This is a genomic window from Hymenobacter wooponensis (assembly GCF_004745865.1).
GTDB lineage: Bacteria > Bacteroidota > Bacteroidia > Cytophagales > Hymenobacteraceae > Hymenobacter > Hymenobacter wooponensis.
Genome location: NZ_SRKZ01000003.1, coordinates 98,980 through 117,024 on the forward strand (window position 1 = coordinate 98,980; position 18,045 = coordinate 117,024).

Annotated in this window: 17 protein-coding genes and 1 tRNA gene; 13 read left to right on the top strand and 5 right to left on the bottom strand. The window is 55.5% G+C overall.

Translation table 11 applies throughout. From position 1 onward, the window contains the following. Positions 1-3: 3 nt before the first annotated feature. Positions 4-1,116, bottom strand: coding sequence for an acyltransferase family protein (locus EU557_RS10680; RefSeq protein ID WP_135530456.1), 1,113 nt, complete (start codon positions 1,114-1,116; stop codon positions 4-6). A 157-nt stretch (positions 1,117-1,273) separates the two neighbouring features. Here EU557_RS10680 and EU557_RS10685 point away from each other — a divergent pair, with 157 nt between their 5' ends. Together EU557_RS10685 and EU557_RS10690 are read left to right on the top strand one after the other, a co-directional pair. Next, on the top strand, positions 1,274-4,435 hold the full coding sequence (locus tag EU557_RS10685; RefSeq protein WP_135530457.1) for a coiled-coil domain-containing protein: 3,162 nt from the start codon (positions 1,274-1,276) through the stop codon (positions 4,433-4,435). Continuing rightward, complete coding sequence (locus EU557_RS10690; protein WP_135530458.1) at positions 4,432-4,680, top strand: hypothetical protein; 249 nt, start codon at positions 4,432-4,434, stop codon at positions 4,678-4,680. Before EU557_RS10685 ends, EU557_RS10690 begins: the two co-directional genes overlap by 4 nt. On the opposite strand, the gene EU557_RS10695 is transcribed toward EU557_RS10690, so the two are convergent. Then, complete coding sequence (locus EU557_RS10695; protein ID WP_135530459.1) at positions 4,677-5,108, bottom strand: lipocalin family protein; 432 nt, start codon at positions 5,106-5,108, stop codon at positions 4,677-4,679. The two genes, EU557_RS10690 and EU557_RS10695, sit on opposite strands and share 4 nt — an antisense overlap. A 102-nt stretch (positions 5,109-5,210) precedes the next feature. On the opposite strand from EU557_RS10695, the gene EU557_RS10700 reads away from it, so the two are divergent. The 10 genes from EU557_RS10700 to EU557_RS10745 all read left to right on the top strand — a co-directional run bounded on the left by EU557_RS10700 (position 5,211) and on the right by EU557_RS10745 (position 13,400). Further along, positions 5,211-6,398 carry an ATP-dependent Clp protease proteolytic subunit gene (locus EU557_RS10700; protein ID WP_135530460.1) on the top strand — a complete coding sequence of 396 codons (1,188 nt, stop codon included), beginning with the start codon at positions 5,211-5,213 and terminating at the stop codon, positions 6,396-6,398. A gap of 44 nt (positions 6,399-6,442) precedes the next feature. Then, entirely contained in the window at positions 6,443-7,549 is a 1,107-nt protein-coding gene (locus tag EU557_RS10705) for a hypothetical protein (RefSeq protein WP_135530461.1), read from the top strand. A gap of 75 nt (positions 7,550-7,624) precedes the next feature. Then, complete coding sequence (locus tag EU557_RS10710) at positions 7,625-8,200, top strand: hypothetical protein (RefSeq protein ID WP_135530462.1); 576 nt, start codon at positions 7,625-7,627, stop codon at positions 8,198-8,200. Next, a complete protein-coding gene (locus EU557_RS10715; RefSeq protein WP_135530463.1) occupies positions 8,197-8,805 on the top strand; it encodes a hypothetical protein in 609 nt (202 codons plus the stop codon). Before EU557_RS10710 ends, EU557_RS10715 begins: the two co-directional genes overlap by 4 nt. Before the next feature lie 88 nt (positions 8,806-8,893). Beyond that, the gene (locus tag EU557_RS10720; protein WP_135530464.1) at positions 8,894-10,183 is read left to right on the top strand and encodes a hypothetical protein; all 1,290 of its coding nucleotides are present in this window, start codon (positions 8,894-8,896) and stop codon (positions 10,181-10,183) included. 125 nt (positions 10,184-10,308) lie between these two features. Continuing rightward, a complete protein-coding gene (locus EU557_RS10725) occupies positions 10,309-10,830 on the top strand; it encodes a DUF6712 family protein (protein WP_135530465.1) in 522 nt (173 codons plus the stop codon). Between the two features lie 662 nt (positions 10,831-11,492). After that, the gene (locus EU557_RS10730) at positions 11,493-11,801 is read left to right on the top strand and encodes a hypothetical protein (protein WP_135530466.1); all 309 of its coding nucleotides are present in this window, start codon (positions 11,493-11,495) and stop codon (positions 11,799-11,801) included. A gap of 14 nt (positions 11,802-11,815) precedes the next feature. Continuing rightward, the gene (locus tag EU557_RS10735; protein ID WP_135530467.1) at positions 11,816-12,304 is read left to right on the top strand and encodes a hypothetical protein; all 489 of its coding nucleotides are present in this window, start codon (positions 11,816-11,818) and stop codon (positions 12,302-12,304) included. Continuing rightward, the gene (locus EU557_RS10740) at positions 12,217-12,804 is read left to right on the top strand and encodes a hypothetical protein (RefSeq protein WP_135530468.1); all 588 of its coding nucleotides are present in this window, start codon (positions 12,217-12,219) and stop codon (positions 12,802-12,804) included. The genes EU557_RS10735 and EU557_RS10740 overlap by 88 nt, the downstream gene beginning before the upstream one ends. 2 nt (positions 12,805-12,806) lie before the next feature. After that, positions 12,807-13,400, top strand: a complete 594-nt coding sequence (locus EU557_RS10745) for a hypothetical protein (protein ID WP_135530469.1) — start codon at positions 12,807-12,809, stop codon at positions 13,398-13,400. 331 nt (positions 13,401-13,731) lie between these two features. Here the strand turns inward: EU557_RS10745 and EU557_RS10750 are convergent. The 3 genes from EU557_RS10750 to EU557_RS10760 all read right to left on the bottom strand — a co-directional run bounded on the left by EU557_RS10750 (position 13,732) and on the right by EU557_RS10760 (position 16,980). Beyond that, positions 13,732-13,804, bottom strand: a tRNA-Thr gene (locus tag EU557_RS10750). Between the two features lie 265 nt (positions 13,805-14,069). Next, positions 14,070-16,370: a DUF349 domain-containing protein gene (locus tag EU557_RS10755; protein WP_135530470.1), complete on the bottom strand. Its 2,301-nt coding sequence runs from the start codon at positions 16,368-16,370 to the stop codon at positions 14,070-14,072. 43 nt (positions 16,371-16,413) lie between these two features. Then, positions 16,414-16,980, bottom strand: a complete 567-nt coding sequence (locus tag EU557_RS10760) for a YqgE/AlgH family protein (protein WP_135530471.1) — start codon at positions 16,978-16,980, stop codon at positions 16,414-16,416. A 359-nt stretch (positions 16,981-17,339) separates the two neighbouring features. On the opposite strand from EU557_RS10760, the gene pdxH reads away from it, so the two are divergent. Continuing rightward, positions 17,340-17,990, top strand: coding sequence for a pyridoxamine 5'-phosphate oxidase (gene pdxH, locus EU557_RS10765; protein WP_135530472.1), 651 nt, complete (start codon positions 17,340-17,342; stop codon positions 17,988-17,990). The last annotated feature ends 55 nt before the right edge of the window (positions 17,991-18,045 follow it).

The following is an 18,045-nucleotide window of genomic DNA, read 5'->3' on the forward strand; positions in this document are numbered from 1 at the left end:
GGACTAGACTTGCCTAGTCGGTAAGTGAGCGGACAAGCGCGAAAGCAGACCATCAACAGCTTCGCCCAACGGTTTAGCGAAGCGTCTCTCAATCATGTAATGGATACCCAAAGCCATCAGCATCATAACCGCAATTAGCCCGAATAGTAGCACATACTTATTTACTACCCCATCTAGGCGCTGAAAAACCACCCAGCCGATACTGGAGTGCAACAGGTACAAGGGATACGTCATAGCTCCTAACCGGCTTAACCAACTGAAAGGCAGATGCAGCCTTCCTTTAATGAGAAGCCAGAATAGCACAAAGAAGGTGACAACAGCCACTGCGGCCACTACAGGGCTGAAGTTAGTATCCTTGAATATACTCTGCATGATGCCTGTTTCGGCTCGAATGCTGCGTATTCCCAGAACAAAGGACAGGGCAAGGAGCGAGTATAATTGCCAAGCAGCAAAGAACTTCTTTTGCAATAAGTAGAATACCATGCCTGCCGCAAAAAATGGCGCATGATTTGGGAAGAATAGGGTGAAAAACGGTGCCTTATCTCCTGGGTCTGGACCTGTTATGGCCACATAGCCAAGCCACAGCAGTAGCAGTGCGGGCAGACTGTTGAATAGGCGATACGCCACCACTAGGCTGATAAGAAAATAGAAGGTGAGCTCTATCGTAAGAGACCAATACGAGAGGTCTACTAGCTTAGCACCGACGAATTCCTGCAGCATGGTCAAGTTGACCAGCCACTTAGTTAGCGAGACATCCAAAGCATCCGACCAGCCGAGCTGCCCAGGCCGTGGGCCGAATGCCCGAAAGAAAACAAAGGTCAAGGTACAACAGACCCAATAAGCTGGGTATAGCCGCGTAACTCGAGACAGGAAAAATTGCTTGACCGTTTTACCCTGCGCGGACATCAACACGACGTAGCCACTGATCATAAAGAACAGTTGCACGCCTAGCCACCCATACTTGGTAACAGGTGCCAGGGCCGGAAAGCTAGTCGGCATAAAGTGGCCCTGCTGATACCCGCGGTACGTGAAATGATAAAAAACGACACTTAACGCTGCCAGAAACCGCATTAAATCGATCTCATAGTACCGAATAGATTTGGGAAGTATTGCCATGTGTTGCCATTGATATAAGCCACAAAAGTAGCGGATGATATCCTTCGATGTGGGCGTAGTGAACTAAAGAGTAAAGTCCGCGACGCTTTTTGCAAATGCGCGACGTTTCTAGGCGTGGCCGTTAGGCGAGAATTTTTCTGCGTGGTAGGTTGCCTGTATGGCACAAGACCAAACCGAGAAGCTGTTATTTGAAGTCCGACTAAATGCCGAGCAGCTCAAAGCCGAAAGTGATGCCGTTCGTAAGAAACAAGCCGAGCTAACCACGGCCATTGCGGCGACGCGCGCTGAGCAGAAGCAACTGGTGCAGGGCTTCAAGACCGGTACCAAGAGCGAAGCCGAGTACGGTGTAGCTGCTCAGGCTCTAAGCGAACGGCTACGGGCCCAGACCAAAGAGCAGGCTGCCGCCACCAAGCAGCTCGAAAGCCTGACGAAAGTAGGTAACGAAGCTGAAGGCTCGATCAACCAGCTTCGCGCTGAGCTGGTCCTAACCACAGCTGCTTATAATGCCCTCAGCAAAGAGGAGCGTGAAAACTCGGAAGCCGGCAAAGCTTTGCAGGTCCGTACCCGCGCCATCAGTGACGAGCTGAAGGAATTAGAGTCGGCGGTAGGTGACAACCGCCGCAATGTGGGCAACTACAAAGGCTCGCTGGAAGATCTCGTAAAGCAGATGGTCAAGCTCCAGGCCCAGGAAAAGAACCTGAGCGAAGGCAGCAAGGAGCTGGCGGAAAACCAGCGGCGGCAGGCGGGCTTCATGACCGCGGCCCAGCGGGCGGCAGCGCAAACTGGCCAGACGTATGATGAGGCGACTAAAACTATTGAAAACTACGCCAAGAGCATTCAGCCCGTCGTAGAAAATCTGGTGGCCTTAGAGGCGGAGCAGGTGCGCATTGTCGAATCTGGAGAGGAAGCTACTGAGTCCTACCGTCGGATAGGCTTCCAGATTGCGGCTACCTCAAAGGCTTTGGATGATGCCAAGCTCGCCACGGAGGGCGCCGGTAACAACCTGAAAAAGGCTGCGGAAGATACGCAGTCATTTACCAGTGCTCTACTGGAAGCTGCTGGCGAAACGGAAACGCTCGGGGGAGCTGTGCAGAAGGCCACGGGCTTGCAGGAAAAGTGGGTGCAAGTGCAGAACCTGAGCCGGCTTGCCATGGGAGCCAGCACGGGCGCGGCTAAGATCCTGAAGCTGGCTCTTGCTGCTACGGGCATCGGGGCCTTCCTCGTTATCCTAGGTTCTCTGGTTACCTACTTCACCCAGACTGCCGAAGGTGGGCGCATTCTAGAGCAAGTGTTTGCCCAGATTGGGGCTACCGTTGATGTAGTGACTGACCGCATCGGCAACTTCGGTAAGGCTGCCGTGCAGTTCTTTAATGGCGACTTTGCGCAGGCTGCCGAAACGGCCAAGGCCAGCTTTCGCGGCGTAGGCGACGAAATCCAGCGTGAAACCAAACTGGCCTTAGACCTGAGCAAAGCTAGGCAGCAGCTAGAACGCGACCAGGCCAACAACATCTCGACCAATAAGCGCCTGCTCAACGATGTGGAGCGGCTCAAGAACCTGCGCGATGATGAGAATAACAGCCTAGCCGTGCGCAATAAGGCCAATGAGGATGCCTATACAGTGGAGATACAGCGGCAAAACACGCTGGCTGATCTGGCGAAGCGCAACCTCGATATCATCAAGCAGGATATTGAGCGCCGGGGTGGCGACGCCAAGGCTACGGTAGAGCAATTACGCGCCCGAGGGGAAGCTGAAAACGAGTACTACGACATCCTCGAAGACAGCGCCGGCAAGCAAAACGAGCTTATCACCAACCGCTTTGCCCTGCAAAAGGAAGGCGAAGAGAAGCTACGTAAGCTCCGGCAGGACTTCCTGAATCTGGAAATAGCCCAGATCGATACGCGCCTAGCCAAAGTGGTGGTAGGCAGCAATCAGGAACTGCAGCTAGAAAAAGATAAGCTGGCCAAGCAGCGGGCGCTGGCGCTCTCGGAAGCCGACTTAACGGCCAATGCTAAGAAAGCCATTGAGGTGAAGTACCGTAGTGACATTGCGCAGCTCGATCGGGAGCACTTGCAGCGCCTACGGCAGCAAGCGGCCGAGGCCCAGCAAATAGCCGTAGCCACGCAACTGGCCCGTGCCCGGGAGGGCAGCCAGGAAGAGTTTGCCCTGAAAGCGGAGGCAGTGCAGGCTCAGCTCACCGTCGCCATTGCCAGCATTGACACCCGGCAGAGCAAGGAAGATCAGGCGGCGCAAGAGGATAAGCTACGGGCTGAGGCCACCAAGCAAACGGCGGAGCTGGATTTTCAGCAGTCGCTGGCCAACCTCGATACGTTCCTCTCCCAGCAGCGCACGCTGACCAATCAGCAGTACGCGGATGGGCAACTCACCAAAGCCCAGCACGAAGCCGCCCTTGCCGCTATTGAGCGGGCGGGGCAGGCGTCGCGCATTGTCACGCTGCAGGACTATGGGCGTAGCACCACCGCCGAGGAAGAAACCCAAAGCCAGCAGCGCCTATCAGCTGCTGAATCGGAAACCGAGCGTAAGCGGGCTCTTGCTGAGCAGGAAGTACAGATCCGCTTTGCTATCGTAGAGGCTGCCCAGCAAGGCACAGATACAATCATCAACCTGTTCGGTGAAGAGTCAGCGGCTGGGCAGGCTGCCTTAGCTGTGAAGAAGATTCTAGCCGTCACGGAAATAGGCTTGAACCTGCAAAAGGAATTGTCGGCTATTGCCGCCGCGGCCGCAGCCAACCCGGCCAACGTGGTAACGGCTGGGGTAGCAGGTATCTCTCAGACCGCTATCCTGTCAGGCATTGCCATTGCGAAAGCGGCCTTTGCTACCGCGCAGGTCTTAGCCTTTGAAAAGGGTGGTGTACTCGCTGGCCCGAGCCACAGCCAGGGTGGCATTCCGTTCGCAATAGCCGGCCGCCCTGGCTTCGAGGCGGAAGGTGATGAGATCATTCTCACCAAAGGAGTGCACCGCAATCCAGCCCTACGGCCATTTGCCAGTCTGCTCAACATTTTGGGAGGCGGGAAGGCCCTCTATAGCTCTGGCCTGTCGGAGCTACGCAAGCCCCTTGATAGTCGCTTTGCAGAAGGCGGGGTAGTGAAGTTCGATCCGAGCTGGATGCCGGCGGCGGCAGCGGGGCGCAGCGGTGGCAGCCAAATTGATTACCAGCAGTTGGCCCAGGCAATTGCTGACAAAGTTGTACCAGGCTTCTATGAGGCCAATAAGGCTTTACCTCCACCGGTAACGAGGCTAACCGAACTACGAGAGAAGCAAGATAAAATGATCCGTAACGAGCAACGTGCTGACTCATGAAGGTAATCGACATTCTGAATAAACTAGAAGAGGGAGGCCATCTGACCTCCCTCTATCAAGCGGGTATTATCAATCTTAAGGCCTTCAGCCAGCGAGATATCTACTTGCGGTGGCAGACGTTGCGGGCATCACTACGCTATGCTCAGGATAATGCAGGTGCCGTGCGCCAGGTAGCAGAGGAAATGGAGGTTTCGGTACCTTCTGTGTACCGTGCTATCGTAGGGATGGAGCAACAAGCTGCTTAGTGCTTTACAAGCGTAAGCACCACCACCGTAGAACGTGTACCTGCCTGCTGTTTGCCGGCGCTTATCACGAGCTGAGATGGCGTGAATACTGAAATATCCTGGAAGTTATAAAAGGTGCCTCCCTGATGATTTAGATTGATCGTCGTGTTCGTGTAAGAATAGGTGCCGGGAATTACCGTTGAAATACCAGAGTGATATTCAAACGTCTTGTCAGATTTGAATACATAATAATTGTCAACGCCCGTCGCAGTAGAGGTATTTTCTACCCCTCCTTTCTCATTATAGATAGTTGTTACATAGGATTTCTCATCCCAGCGGCCACTAAGCTCTTGTAATGGCTTGGGGTCCTCTTCGGTAGAACTGCCACACCCAACAGAAGCACCGAAAAGCAGAAGTAGTAAGAAGATAGAAAGTAAGCGGGTTGGCATCAGTAAAAGATAAAAGTGAAAACGCCACGAATATATCAAGCCTTATCACAGTGCTGATACAATAGTCCTGTTATCTGCGCATAGTACAAAGACCTTCGTGATATGTCCGAAGCGAAGGTTCTTATCTGTGGGCCCATTGTCGCCACTGCTGAAGAAGCAGACGGTGTATGGCCCTATACCACCCTAGAAGATGTCATTTCCCAACTGGAATGGCAGAAGCCGTTTACTGGCGTTCGTGCGGTTATCAACTCCCCAGGTGGGCGCCTAGATAAAGGACTAGGCATTTACGACTATCTGCGTAGCCTGCCCGGTGTTACTATCACTACCGAGGCTATTGGCCAGTGCTCCAGCATTGCCAATGCTGTTTTCCTGGCTGGCTCAGTTCGCTTGGTGCATCCGCATGCTGAAAGCCTAATTCACTTACCCGCCGGGGGCATCAAGAACGCCAACGCGGCTACGGCTCAGGCCTGGGCGGAAGACATGGCCCGCGCCCAAGAACAGCTCATTGGCCTGTATGTGGAAAGAGCCGGTATGGATGCCACCACCACAGCGGAGTTAATGAGCAAAGAAACCGTGCTCACTGCCGAAGAAATGCTCTCCTACGGCATTGCCACTGCTATTGTGCAGCCTGCTACCGCCTTAGCTACGCTGGCTCCCAAGATGGCTCAAGCCCCCTCGCAACCTCAATCGCCGGAAGTACCGGCTTCTTCTGTTATGTCCAAACTCGCCACCATGGCCACTGCATTGCTGGCCACGATTACTGCACTGGGTTCAACCCGCACTGCCACTACTGCATTGGAAGTGGAATCTGATAAAGGGCTCTTGGTAATCGATACGGGTGACCGGGATACCTATCAGGTAGGCGATAAAGTGACGGCTCCCGATTCGCCCAATGATCCCGTAGCAGATGCCGCGTATGTGCTGCCCGATGGCAATACGATTACGGTTGCGGCTGAACTCATTACCGAGATAGTGCCCACCGAAACCACTACTACGGCCACCACGGCTTCAGCCGATGGCGACCCTGTGCAGCGCCAAATCTTGGAAGCTATTCAGGGCCTGGCTGACGTGGTAAAAGGTCATGGTGAAAGCATCACGGCAATGCAGCGCAAACAAGCCACTACGGCGCAGCGCATCGTGCAAGTAGCTGCTGCCACAGGTAGCGCTGGTGTGGTGGAAGTAGATGATGTGACTACTACCTCGCAGCAAGGTAAAACGGCCGAAGTGAAAACGGGCCAGTCAGCTGCTGACCGCCGCGCAGACCGCCAAAAGCAAAACCGCAAGCTGTAATCCAGCTCTCTTTTCTTCTACACTTTATTCCACAGACTACAGCCATGGCTGACAAGATTCTGGATTACGCCTGGGTGACGGGTAACGCGCCCTTCTACGGCCCGGAAGAGTTCCGCGCCTTCATTCTCAAGTTCATTCAGGAAGATCCTGAACTCAACGCCATCATGGTGATTGAGGATGGCATCAAAGCCAAAATGGACGTGCCCTTCGTGGGCCGCTTTGAGAAGGTAACGCACCTCGACCCAGGTTGCGGCGCTCAGCCTACCACGCCCCGTATCCCGTTTGACAAGCTCACCTGGGACCCCATGCCCATGCTGGCCTGGATCAAGGAGTGCGCCACCGACCTGGACCGCACCTTCATGGCCTGGGGTCTGGATGTGGGCTATAAGCGGGATGACCTGCAAAACGCCCTTATCCAGATCAAAACCGGCAACCTGGTACCCGGCGACGCCGGCACCGAGCAGACGGTAGACTACTGGAATGAGTTCGTGCAGGATATGTTCATCTCGGCTATCCGTCGTGACATCTACCGCTTCGCCTTGCTGGGCAACAAGGCCATCACGGCCGCTCAGCTCACGAAGGGTGCTGATGACGTGAAGAACTACAACGCTGTAGATGGGGCCTTCACGCAGGTAATCGCTGCGGGTGCTGAGAACCGCGCCTACGAAATCGCAGCGAACCAGTCGGCTGATCAGGAGTTGCCTGCTGGGGAGTCCTACAAGATCTTCAAGGCGCTCGACAATGCGGCTGAAGGTGATTTGGAAGATGCCGATGATAAAGTACTGCTGGTAACCAGCTCCATTGCCAAGAACTGGCAGGACTACCGCGAGTCGAACGACAAAGTACAGGTAAGCTGGGAGTTGCAGGAAGGCCGCTTGGTAGCGCCTACGTTCCGCGACATTCCGATCATCAAGATCAAGGATCTGGACAAGCTGCTCAAGTCGGACTTCAAGCTGGCGGGCAAAATCGATCTGCCCCACCGCGCTATCCTGACCACGCGCCGCAACCTGCGGGCTGGCTTTGACAGCTACGATGCCGCCACCGAAGTCGATGCCTTCTACGACCGCAAGGACCGCGAAACCCACCTGCGCGCCATGTTCAAGATGGACGTGAAGGTGATGAGCTCGGACTTGATGCTGGCGGCCTACTAAGCTATCCTATCGCGAAAACGCCCCGGCCACTTAGGATGGGGCCATTCTTCACCTCATTTCTAGAAGACTCGACTTATGGCATCCTGCCGTCAACTAAAAAAAGGCGCCGTTGCCCCCTGCGAACCAGGGGTAGCTGGCCTGAAGGCTAAAACTGTCCTCGTGCGCAAGGAAGATATTGCCGGCTTCGTTCGGGACGCGGTTATCAAGAAAGGCATCGTCCTCACCCTGGTAGCGGGCAAGAAGGGCTTCCTCTTTCAAGGCCTAGGCGACAGCAACGCGGCCCGCGCCGAACTCGTGCCCGGCAAATACAAGCCCAGCTATAAGCATGAATTCGACCTGGTTGCCTTCGACCCGGGCCCCGAGCAGGCCGAAACCATGGAAGATTTAGCCGGTGATGCAGAGGGTGTTATTTCCATCACGCTGGACAACAACGGCTACTACAAAGTGCTGGGCCTAAACGGGGGCCTGCGCCCTTCAGCCATGAAAACCGACTCGGCTGATGCCGACCTCGGTGGTGGTATTCCCGCTACGCTCTCTTCCGACAAGGAAGTTGGCCTGGCTGATTACCTGATGGTGATTACGGATGGCGTCTACGATGCCGCCGCTACAAAACTTGCCTTTGAGGCGCTGTACGCTGCACCAGTAGTATGAGCCAGTCAAAGGGGGAGTGGGTGGATAGGGCTCGTCAGATAAAACTGGCGGGCCTGATGCGCACCGACTCCGCAGAGCTGGCCGCGGTATACGCCGCCCTATATCCTACAGCCGAACCCGTACGGGTCGGCTGCTATAAGTGCGTAGCCGAGGCCTTCCAGGCTGTTCTGCGCTACCTGCGCACTGCCCCCACGGATTCCTCCACTTCATTTTCTGCTGTTATGTCCACTGCCACTCCCAAAGTAGAACGCAAGTACTCCTTTGTTGACACCAATAAAACCTACCGCCCGCATAATTCGCCGGTGGTGTTTTCCAATGCTAACCTCACCGATAAGCTGATAGGCTCGATCCTGAAATCTGATCCGGCCATGGCGGTGCACTTCGGTATATCCGAAGAGGAAGGCCAGGAGTTCGTCGAATCGCTGAATCAGACCCCGCCCAGTGCCGAAGAGCAGCGGGCTGACGCCTTCAAGCAGTTGGAAGGCCTGAAGCGAGATGAGTTGGAAGGCTTCTACTCGTCGGAGGTAACCGATGGACAGGATCCCAAAACCTTCGCCAACAAAACGGAGCTGATCAACGCCCTGCTCGATAGCCGCGCCAAGTAAGCCGCCTGCTTGCTGAATGCCCATAAAAGGCCCGCACCGCACTTCGGCGCGGGCCTTTTTCTTTTTTCCTGCCTACCTCTCCCTCTCCGTGTCCACTGCTACTGAAACTCTTGCCCCCATGCTCCAGGCCCAGCGTCAGGTGATAAAGGCCCAAGCACTGCGGCCCGACATCATCACCCTTAACACGCCGACTGACTACCCGAAGTGGGGGGATGACAACCTGTATCCGCAGCGCCTGCTGGCTGCCTACGCTGGCTCGGGCACGGCGACGGTGTGCGCCGAGCGCAAAGCCCAGTTTATTGAGGGGAACGGCTTCACAGATACCACCTTCTATCGAGCTGTGATTGACCGGGCCGGAGGCACTATCGATAGCTTGCTGCAGCCCGTAGCTAACAACACGGCGTACATCGAAGGCTGGGCCGTGCGGGTGAACATCAACGCCAACGGCTTTCCTTGTGAGGTGCTGCACCAGCCTAAAGAGCAGGTGCGGCCCTACTATCCGGAGGCCAATGGCGTTACCCGCTGGGTAGGTCTGGTGCGCAATCCAGCTGCTGTGGCCAAGCGTGGAGCTACCTACGCTTCCCGTTCGGGACTGCAGAAAGTACCGGTGTACAACCCACGCGAAAAGCCCGAAGCTAGGTTGGAGCGCATTGCGGCGTGGGAGAATGAGAAAGGGGAAAAAATTGGGCTAAAAGGATACCCAGGGGAAATCTATTACTGGTTTCAGAAGCGCACTGGTGCCTATCTGCACCCGCGCCCGCTGATTGATGCCGTGCTCGATGACGTGTACTCGGAGCCCAATTTGAAGCGCAGTCGGGCGCGCGACTTAGATTCGGGCTACTCCGCGCAGGTGATGATTACCGAGTACGGTACAGACAAGCCCACGCCGGAAGTACTGGAAGCTAATAACCTCAAATACGGCGTCTTTGTCGGCCCTGATGGCAGTAGAATTCTGCTGCAGTATGCGCTGAATAAGGACCAGAAACCCGATGTAGACACCCTGCAGGCTCCTGATGCCAGCAAGCGCTACGTAACAGATGAGGACGCGATTAAGCAGAATATCCGCGAAGCTATGCAAATGCCGGGCGTGCTCTTAGGGCGGGAAATCGCGGGCAAGCTTGGCAGCCTGCAGGAACTCCAAGACGCCGTGCTCTACGTGCAAACGCTGGTCGTCAACTCGCCGCAGCGCGCCATTGAGCGAGGCTTTGAGGCTGTGTTTCGCGACTTCCAGAAAGCCGATGGCTCGTTTCCCTTCCGCAACCTGAAGGACTTCTCCATTCAAAACCTGACGCTGGAGCAAGCAGCTAAGCTAGCTGGCGTACCAACCGAATCAGCGCCAGCCACCCCGACTGCGGAAGATACTCCCCTCAATAACTGATTCTACCCTGGCCATTCTGGCTAGCCTGCCTGTGCTTCTGGCGAATGAGCTGCTGAAAGATGTGCCTCGCAAGAAGAAGCTGGAAATGATGGGCTTACCCCCTGATACGCCTTTAGACCCCGACAATGGAACCGCTGCTGCTTAGCCTCGAAGATTTCAAGCCTTACTGCGACCTACCCGAGAACATGCGGCTGGAACGCATGGCTCCCCACATTCGGGAAGCCCAGCGCCGCCTAAAGCCGCTCTTAGGAGAGCAGCTGCTAGCCGAGTTGGTGCGCCAGCACAAAGCCGAGGCGCTATCGGGCGACTACGTGGAGCTACACAGCCATGCCGTGCCTGCCTTGGTGCATGCCACACTGGCTGCCTTCTGGCCCTTCTCCCAGGCGACGCTGACTAGCGCAGGCTTACGGCAAAAGGATAGCCAGTATTCCTCGGCTGTTGATGCCCGCACGCTGGCAACGCAGGCCTCGGTGTACGATGGCCGGGCCCTGAGCTACGAAGTAGAGCTGCGCACTTGGCTCATCGCCAACGCTTCCAGCTTCGCGGGCTTTTATCCAGACCGCGCTCACTGTGGCGACTCGCAGCCCGCAGCCCGCACGGCTACAGTAGTGGTGCAGGCTATTGGCCGCCCCGCCTACCGCCGCTAGTAAGCTACTGGGATTCATGGCCCAAGTGACTTCGCCGGCTCGGCATACGGGCTGAAGCCCCACAAACAGTCTAACGCCACGGACTACTGCACAGGCCCAGCCGTTACGGGCGGGGCTAGTGCAGAGCTACGCTAACCAACCACGGCTAGTCGGATGCCTGCCCAAGGGTTGCGCGACACTTCAGCTTATCCAACTCGATTTTATTCCGGTAGCCTTCGGGCCAGTACTCTTGGGGCCACTCATCCCAATCATTTGAAGGATAGGGTGGAAGAGGGTAGTTAGGATCAGGGTTGGAGAAAAAACCTAAAAAACGGCTTATGTAGTTGCGTAGCAGTTTTACCATAGAAAGATATGAGGTATAAATAAAGCTAGGAAAGATAGAAAATAAAGATGCATATAAGTCAAACCGTCCTGCTTTTTCCTAGCCGCCCTGCCCCGCATCTATTCGTTCTCAGTGCCACGTCTGACCAACGCCTAGCACCATGACCTATTCAATCTGCCTGCCTCGCTATGCTCCTCGCTATCCGCTGCTTTGGCCTCCGCCAAGCTGGCAACAGGTGGTAGCCGGCCTACCTCTTCTCCCTAATCATTTCCTCGCTACGTCAATCGCTGTGCTGCCCTCTTATACTTTCCTTGTTGTGTTGTTGGATGCGGGGACTGCTATGCCTACGCCTGTATTAGCAGGCATTGTTGGGGCTGTAATTGGCGTGGCCGCGTGGCTACTTAACCGAACCGTATCGGGCTTCGATGCCAGCACCAAGGAGACGAAGGATGCCGTGCACCAGCTCACGCAGCTGGTAACGGAAATGCGGCTGGAGCGCAAGGATGACCGGCAGTTGGTCAACTACCTAAAAGAGCGGCAGGACAATCTGGAAAAGGAAAATAAGGTGCTGCATACGAGTGTGCAGGCTTTTGATAAATACCTGTACGGCCTGCAGCAAGCAGGCAAGAATCTTCCGCCTCAACCCTAATCACTAATACACTTATGGAACAATCCCCCAACACCTGTACGCCTTGGCAGAAAACCGTGGCCTACATCCGCCGGCATGTACCCTTCTTCCTGGGCCTGCTCATTGTCCTGGCCTACCTGCTCACGCCTGAGCTACTACCCAAGCTCACCTTCTGGCTATACGGTGCTGAGCCAATTACCCCTGGCGGTGCTGATCCGGACGGGGCGCAGATAACCGCCCTGCACCAAGCACAGGGAGCCAAACAGTTCGGGGCGGTGGTGAGCATCTTCCTGGCGGGCTCAGGCTACTTCTGTGGCATCATCGTGCTGGTCTGGTCGCTCATGCACTACATCACTCCCGGCCTGCCAGTGTGGGCCAAGCGTCACTTCACGGCTGGTTTTGTCGTCGAGGATTCTACTGTTCAACTTTCGGAAGAATGTCAGTACAACATCTACTTAAAAGTCTGGTTTGGCTTGCTCTCGCTGTATGCGGCCTGCCTGCTGGTAGCCGCGCTCAGTCAGTAGCCCAGCGTTCGAATGCCGCCTGCACCCTCGACTGGGCAGGGCGGCAAACGGGCGTGCGGGAACTGACCGGCCGCAACGATGGGCCGCAAATCAACGCCTGGCAAAAGGCCGCAGGAGCGGCCCTCTATGGCCCCTGGTGTGGCGTATACCAGGCAGCCAACCAGCGGGCCTGTGGCCTACCAGTGCCCAAGGGAGCCGCTGGCTCCTATAATTGGTTCACCGATAAGACGCGCACCTACTACTTCACTGGCAAGCGTGGCTCCATCGATAGCCTGAAGCCAGGGCATGTAGTGGGTTTCTACTATGCAAGCCTGGGCCGCATCGGGCATATTGGCCGGGCGGTAGAGATGGGCCGCAGCATCCGCAAAGGCCGGCCCGCCCGTGGCTGGTATGTGAATGCGGGCAATACGGGCCGAGGTGGGGGCCGGGATGGTGGGGGCGTGCGTGTCGTGTTTTACCCTAACTCGGACATATCCGCAGTTGCAAACTGGCTGTACTAACCATGGATACTCCTAAACTAAACGGCTATGGCCGGTTGCTGCTGCTGATCGTGGTGGGCATTCTTTTACTCGGCTTCGGCCTAGGAATCACAATTGGCCTGAGTAGCTGTGCTACATCAAAAAATGTAGCAAGCGAGAGTGTGTCAGATGCAAGCCCAGAGGATACAGGCCAGTACGCACGCGACCAGCCGTACAAGGCGGCTAACTACGCTAATCAGGTACCAACGGCACAGGCTGACCAGCCAAAGGGAATAGGCTTTCTAGGCCTAGGCAAGCGCTCAGGCAAGCAGAAAATAAAGAACAGCACCATTATCAACCAGTACGGCACCGGCAACATCGCTGCTGTGCCTACCAAAACGGAAGCCCCGACCCAGCTAGGCACCGGTAACAAGGCCACCGATAACCGGGAAGCAGGCGCCGATGGTGGGGCCGCAGGTATTGGCAAGGGCAACGCACCCTCAGTCAGCACAAAGGAGGTAGGCCCGCCGTGGTGGGTGTATGGCCTGTTGGTGCTAGCTGGTGCTACAGGCGGCTGGATATTACGCAATCATGCTAGCAAGTGGGCCTGGGTACCAGCTCGCTGGAAGCTGGCCTAATAGAATCACTGGCCCCGCTTTGTGTGTAGGGGCGTAGGCCAGGATACCTCTAGCGGGAGCGCATGCCCGCGCCCGAGGGTATATTCGGAGGGAAGCCGGAACTGCAGCCCGGCTTCTTCGTTTTATATTTGCCTCTCCACAACCGCGCAAAAGGTGTGGACTGCCATCTACTGCAACTATAGAAGCCTCGGCACATGTCGGGGCTTTTACATTTTAGCGAGTATATAAGTAGTAGGAGGGAGGCCTATTTAGGCAAAGAGGCACACCAACGGGCACACCAATAAAAAACGCCTTGCAAATCATTGATTTACAAGGCGTTACTTTACCTATGAGCCCCCTGCCGGGATCGAACCAGCGACCTACTGATTACAAGTCAGTTGCTCTACCAGCTGAGCTAAGGAGGCGTTTAAGTGGTGCAAAACTACATATAGAATTGATATTCTCAAGCCTTAACTGATAAAAAAAGACGTCTTAGAAGTAGTGAATCTACCAATAAGGGCCAAAGTGATTGATAATCTGAGAGGTTTGTGTTTTGCAGCAAGAGTGAATTTTTACTTTATTTTTTAAAATGGACAAAAGTTCCCACAAGAGAGGCTGTATGTACTGAACAAGAAAAGCCGGATGAGCCTAAAGACTCATCCGGCTTTTCTTGTTGATAAGAACTGAAGATTAACTGCGCACCGCGCGCAGTTGCTTTTTCAAAGTATCTATACGGGCTTGTGCTTCGTCAATGCGGCCTTGGTACTCTTCACGAAGCTGACCTGCATTCTTTGAACGCGCGAAAAACTCTAAGTTGGTTCTGAGGGTAGAGATGTCATTCTCTAACTCGTTGATTTCTCGGCGCAGTAGTTGTTCTTTTTTGTAGAGCTGCTGTTGCGAGTCGGGTGCTGACTTGAGCCGTTCTATCTGGAGGTTGAATAGTAGCTCAGTACGCTCAGCATAGGAGAGGCCAGGCACTGTGTCTAGATATTTGGCCATTAGCAACTGAAATTTCTCCTCGGTGCGCTCATTGCCTTTTCCAGAGCCAGTGTCAAAGCTCCGCCACTCGCTCACTTGCTGGCGGAAGCCTTCTATGGAGCCGGGTGCATCAGCAGATAAGGCCGCTACAGCTTCGGCGATTTTATCCAAGTGCTGAACTTGCTCGCGGCTGGCTTGCTGAGCGTGCTGCTCACGTTGGCGCACTTCCTCCTTCTTACGGTCAAAGAAAGAGTCACATGCCGTGCGGAAGCGGTTCCAGACTTTGTCGGACTGCTTTTCTGGGACGCGGCCAATGAGCTTCCACTCTTTCTGCAGGCGGATGACGGTTTCACGGGCTTCCTCCCAATTGGGATTCACCAAGGCCGCTTCAGCTTGCTCGCACAAATCGAGCTTGCGCTTTAGATTCGTGTTCTTTTCTTCGTCGAGAGCCTTGAAGAATTGATTTTTGCGCTGGAAGAACCCCTTGTAAGCTCCCCAGAACTGCTTGTTCATTTGTTCCGCTTTCTCGCGAGGAACCAGGCCGGCGGCGTCCCATTCTTCTTTGAGCTTCTGAAGCTCGTCGGTCTTGGCGCGCCACTCGTTTACCCGTTCAGTCTGGAATTCGCCGAAGGGTTGCAACTGGGCTAGTAGTGCCGTTTTACGTTCCAGATTAGCATTCTCTTGAGCGGAGCGGCTGGTTAGAAACTCTTTCTTCCGGTCGTGCACTTTCTCTGATGCCTGCAGAAAGCGCTGCCACAAGGCTTCACGCTGCTCGTTTGGTACTGGGCCGATGTGTTTCCACTCCTCATGCAGCTGGCGTAGCTCCTGTAAGGCCTTGTTAATGCTAGGCTGCTGTTGGAGTGCTTCTGCGCGCGTGATCAGTCCTTCCTTGGCCTCCTGGTTCCGGCGGCGGTCAAGTTCCTTCATCTCGAAGAACAGGCCCCGGTTGTTGTAGAAGATATCAAGTAGCGCGTGGTAGCTGTTCCAGAGCTCCTGAGTGTCCTTCTGGGGAACAGGGCCAGTAGCCTTCCAATCGTTTTGAAGGGCTTTGATGCGGGTAGAGCTATCCTTGGTTTCCGCTGACTCTACTAATTGGCGGAGCTGCGAGAGTAGGTACTGCTTGTGCGCGAGATTTTTGGCACGCTGCTCATCTTCAGCCTTGGCATCGCGGACGCGGCTGTCGCGAAAGTCCTGGAAGGCTTTGGTTAACTCCTGATAACCGGTGGGACCAGCATATGCGAAATCTTCGCCAGTATTGCCTGCTTCCGTGAACCGTTGCTTGGCTGCTGCCCTGTCGTTCTGGATTTGGGTTTCGTATTGGCGCTGCAGGTCAAAAATCTGCTTACGGTTCTGGCGTGCATCTGGGCGCTGCAGCAAGGATTGCAGGTAGGTGGTTTGCGCGGCCAGGTCAAGGGTGGCGAAGTCCGGAGCCGAGGCGTCTGGAACGTATTCCTCCTCGTCATCTGTGGCAGCGGCATCGGAGGAGGTGTGCAGCGAGGCTACCGAGGGCGCTTGCTCCAGGGCCTTATCCAAATTTTCATCGGCGCTTACCTCTACAACGGGTTTTACGTGAGGAGCTTCGTCTTCGGGAGCAACTGCTTCTGCTGAAGCGCCCGGCGCGGTGGTGCCGTAGTGGGCTAGGGAACGGGCCTCGCCAGCAGAGTGAGCATCGGCGGCTTGGGCTGGTGCTGGTGCGTGGCTGACCGATTCCGAGGTTGCTGCCTGCTCAGATGAAGGCGCTACCGTAGGCTCAGCGGTACCGGCACCACTGGGTTCAGGGGCGATGGATGGTACATCTTGGGTAGGCCGCTCGGTAATATCCTCGGGGGCAACGGGAGTTGCGGAAGTGCTGTTTGCCGGACCAGAGGACTCGGCGGGAGGGGTGGTAACTTCGTTTGCGGGATCCTGCTTGGCGTTGATTTCATCCAGACGTCGCTCCAGAATACTCATCGGCGACTCGGAGGCCTCATCATTGGCGTTGGTAGGGACGGTGTTATCGTTTTCAGGTAGCATAATATTCAAGGGAGAAAGGCCCAGAAGTGGGCAGTGGGCGCGATTAGTTCAGACGCGGGTCTGTGGGGTAGTTGGACAACATACGGAAGCGGCCCCCTTTTTCGCGCAATATCGACTGCCAGAAAGCATCGTTATCCAAAGTAAATACTTTCCCGGCAGCATTAGAGTGCACAATCCAAACATTTTCCCGTACTTCTTCGGCTAGCTGACCGGCAGTCCAGCCAGAGTAGCCAACGTACAAACGCACCTCTTCAGAGGGGGTTGGATCAGTTTGTAACTCTTCAATTAACTGCCGGAAGTCGCCACCCCAGTATACGTCCTGGCCGAGGGCTACAGCGTGGGGCAGATCGGCGCGACGGTGCAGGTAGTGCAGCGTATCAGGCTGCACCGGGCCACCTAGGCCTAGGGGTATGCGGGCGGCGGGCAAGGCATCTCCGCCTGGTAATTCCAGCACATCGCCTAGCTGCAAGGAAGCCGGACGGTTGAGGACCAGCCCGAACGACCCTTCTTCTTCGGAGTGGCTGCATAGCAGTACCACTGTTCGCTCAAAGTTGGGGTCGCCGAGAAAAGGCTGCGATATCAGCAAGCTACCAGATTGAAGGCGAGGCATCGGAGAAGGTGATTGGTTGATGGAGGGTAAAGGGGAACGAAGAGAGCGAAGAGGGCAGTATAGTAACCCTTTTAGCAGTAAGTGCTCCCTTGGAAGAGATTGGTGCGGCGTGATTCTTTGGGAGTACGTTAGGCAGGGGGGCGCGGGTTCCGTTGGGCATTCGTATTGTACTACCTTTCGGCTCTTTCTGCAGTTCAGACTGCTGCCAGTTACCTCCGTGAAGCACGTATTGCACGCCGGTTAGGTAGCAGCTTCGCGTCAGACGCTTATTTTTACCCCAGTTTCACAGGAAGTAGTTGGGCTCATACCCCAGCTACTTCCGCCTGGCATGTTGCCTTTACGCCTATTTCTGCCTTTCCATGATTGATCCTCAACTTGCTGACCTGCGCAAAACGTACGCCCAGCGGACGCTCACCGAAGCCGATGTGCAGCCAGATGCCGTGCGGCAGTTTCGTGCTTGGCTAGATGAGGCCATCAGTGCGCAAGTAGAGGAGCCTACCGCTCTCACGTTAGCTACGGTAAGTGAAGCCGGGCAGCCTTCTGCCCGCGTTGTGCTGCTTAAAGGGCTGCCAGACGATGCGGGGTTCCTCTTCTTTACCAACTACGATTCCCGCAAAGGGCAGGAACTGGCAACCGGCGCCTTAGCGGCTATGACGTTCTTCTGGCCGGCGCTGGAACGCCAAGTGCGGGTGGAAGGGCGCGTAGAGAAGGCGCCCGAAGAGCTATCCACGGAATACTTTCAGAGCCGCCCCCGGGCTAGTCAGGTGGGAGCCTGGGCATCGCCCCAGAGTCAGCCGATTCAGAGTAGGGAAGAGCTGGAGCAGCGGGAGCACGAAGTGGAAGCTCGCTTTGCAGGGCAAGAGCCACTGCCTCGCCCAGACCATTGGGGTGGTTACATCCTGCGGCCGCAACGCATTGAGTTCTGGCAGGGGAGGCCTAGCCGTTTGCACGACCGGATTGTGTATGAAATGCATGGGCTAGGCTGGACTATTTCGCGCCTGGCTCCCTAATAGTGGCCTAGAGCAGTAGGCTGAGCTCTTCGGAGCGGAGGAGTGCTGTTCCGCC

Bases quoted from the DNA above. Each gene is read 5' to 3' on its own strand.
- EU557_RS10680 (WP_135530456.1), bottom strand. From the start codon at position 1,116: ATGGCAATACTTCCCAAATCTATTCGGTACTATGAGATCGATTTAATG.
- EU557_RS10685 (WP_135530457.1), top strand. From the start codon at position 1,274: ATGGCACAAGACCAAACCGAGAAGCTGTTATTTGAAGTCCGACTAAAT.
- EU557_RS10690 (WP_135530458.1), top strand. From the start codon at position 4,432: ATGAAGGTAATCGACATTCTGAATAAACTAGAAGAGGGAGGCCATCTG.
- EU557_RS10695 (WP_135530459.1), bottom strand. From the start codon at position 5,108: ATGCCAACCCGCTTACTTTCTATCTTCTTACTACTTCTGCTTTTCGGT.
- EU557_RS10700 (WP_135530460.1), top strand. From the start codon at position 5,211: ATGTCCGAAGCGAAGGTTCTTATCTGTGGGCCCATTGTCGCCACTGCT.
- EU557_RS10705 (WP_135530461.1), top strand. From the start codon at position 6,443: ATGGCTGACAAGATTCTGGATTACGCCTGGGTGACGGGTAACGCGCCC.
- EU557_RS10710 (WP_135530462.1), top strand. From the start codon at position 7,625: ATGGCATCCTGCCGTCAACTAAAAAAAGGCGCCGTTGCCCCCTGCGAA.
- EU557_RS10715 (WP_135530463.1), top strand. From the start codon at position 8,197: ATGAGCCAGTCAAAGGGGGAGTGGGTGGATAGGGCTCGTCAGATAAAA.
- EU557_RS10725 (WP_135530465.1), top strand. From the start codon at position 10,309: ATGGAACCGCTGCTGCTTAGCCTCGAAGATTTCAAGCCTTACTGCGAC.
- EU557_RS10730 (WP_135530466.1), top strand. From the start codon at position 11,493: ATGCCTACGCCTGTATTAGCAGGCATTGTTGGGGCTGTAATTGGCGTG.
- EU557_RS10735 (WP_135530467.1), top strand. From the start codon at position 11,816: ATGGAACAATCCCCCAACACCTGTACGCCTTGGCAGAAAACCGTGGCC.
- EU557_RS10740 (WP_135530468.1), top strand. From the start codon at position 12,217: ATGTCAGTACAACATCTACTTAAAAGTCTGGTTTGGCTTGCTCTCGCT.
- EU557_RS10745 (WP_135530469.1), top strand. From the start codon at position 12,807: ATGGATACTCCTAAACTAAACGGCTATGGCCGGTTGCTGCTGCTGATC.
- EU557_RS10755 (WP_135530470.1), bottom strand. From the start codon at position 16,370: ATGCTACCTGAAAACGATAACACCGTCCCTACCAACGCCAATGATGAG.
- EU557_RS10760 (WP_135530471.1), bottom strand. From the start codon at position 16,980: ATGCCTCGCCTTCAATCTGGTAGCTTGCTGATATCGCAGCCTTTTCTC.
- pdxH (WP_135530472.1), top strand. From the start codon at position 17,340: ATGATTGATCCTCAACTTGCTGACCTGCGCAAAACGTACGCCCAGCGG.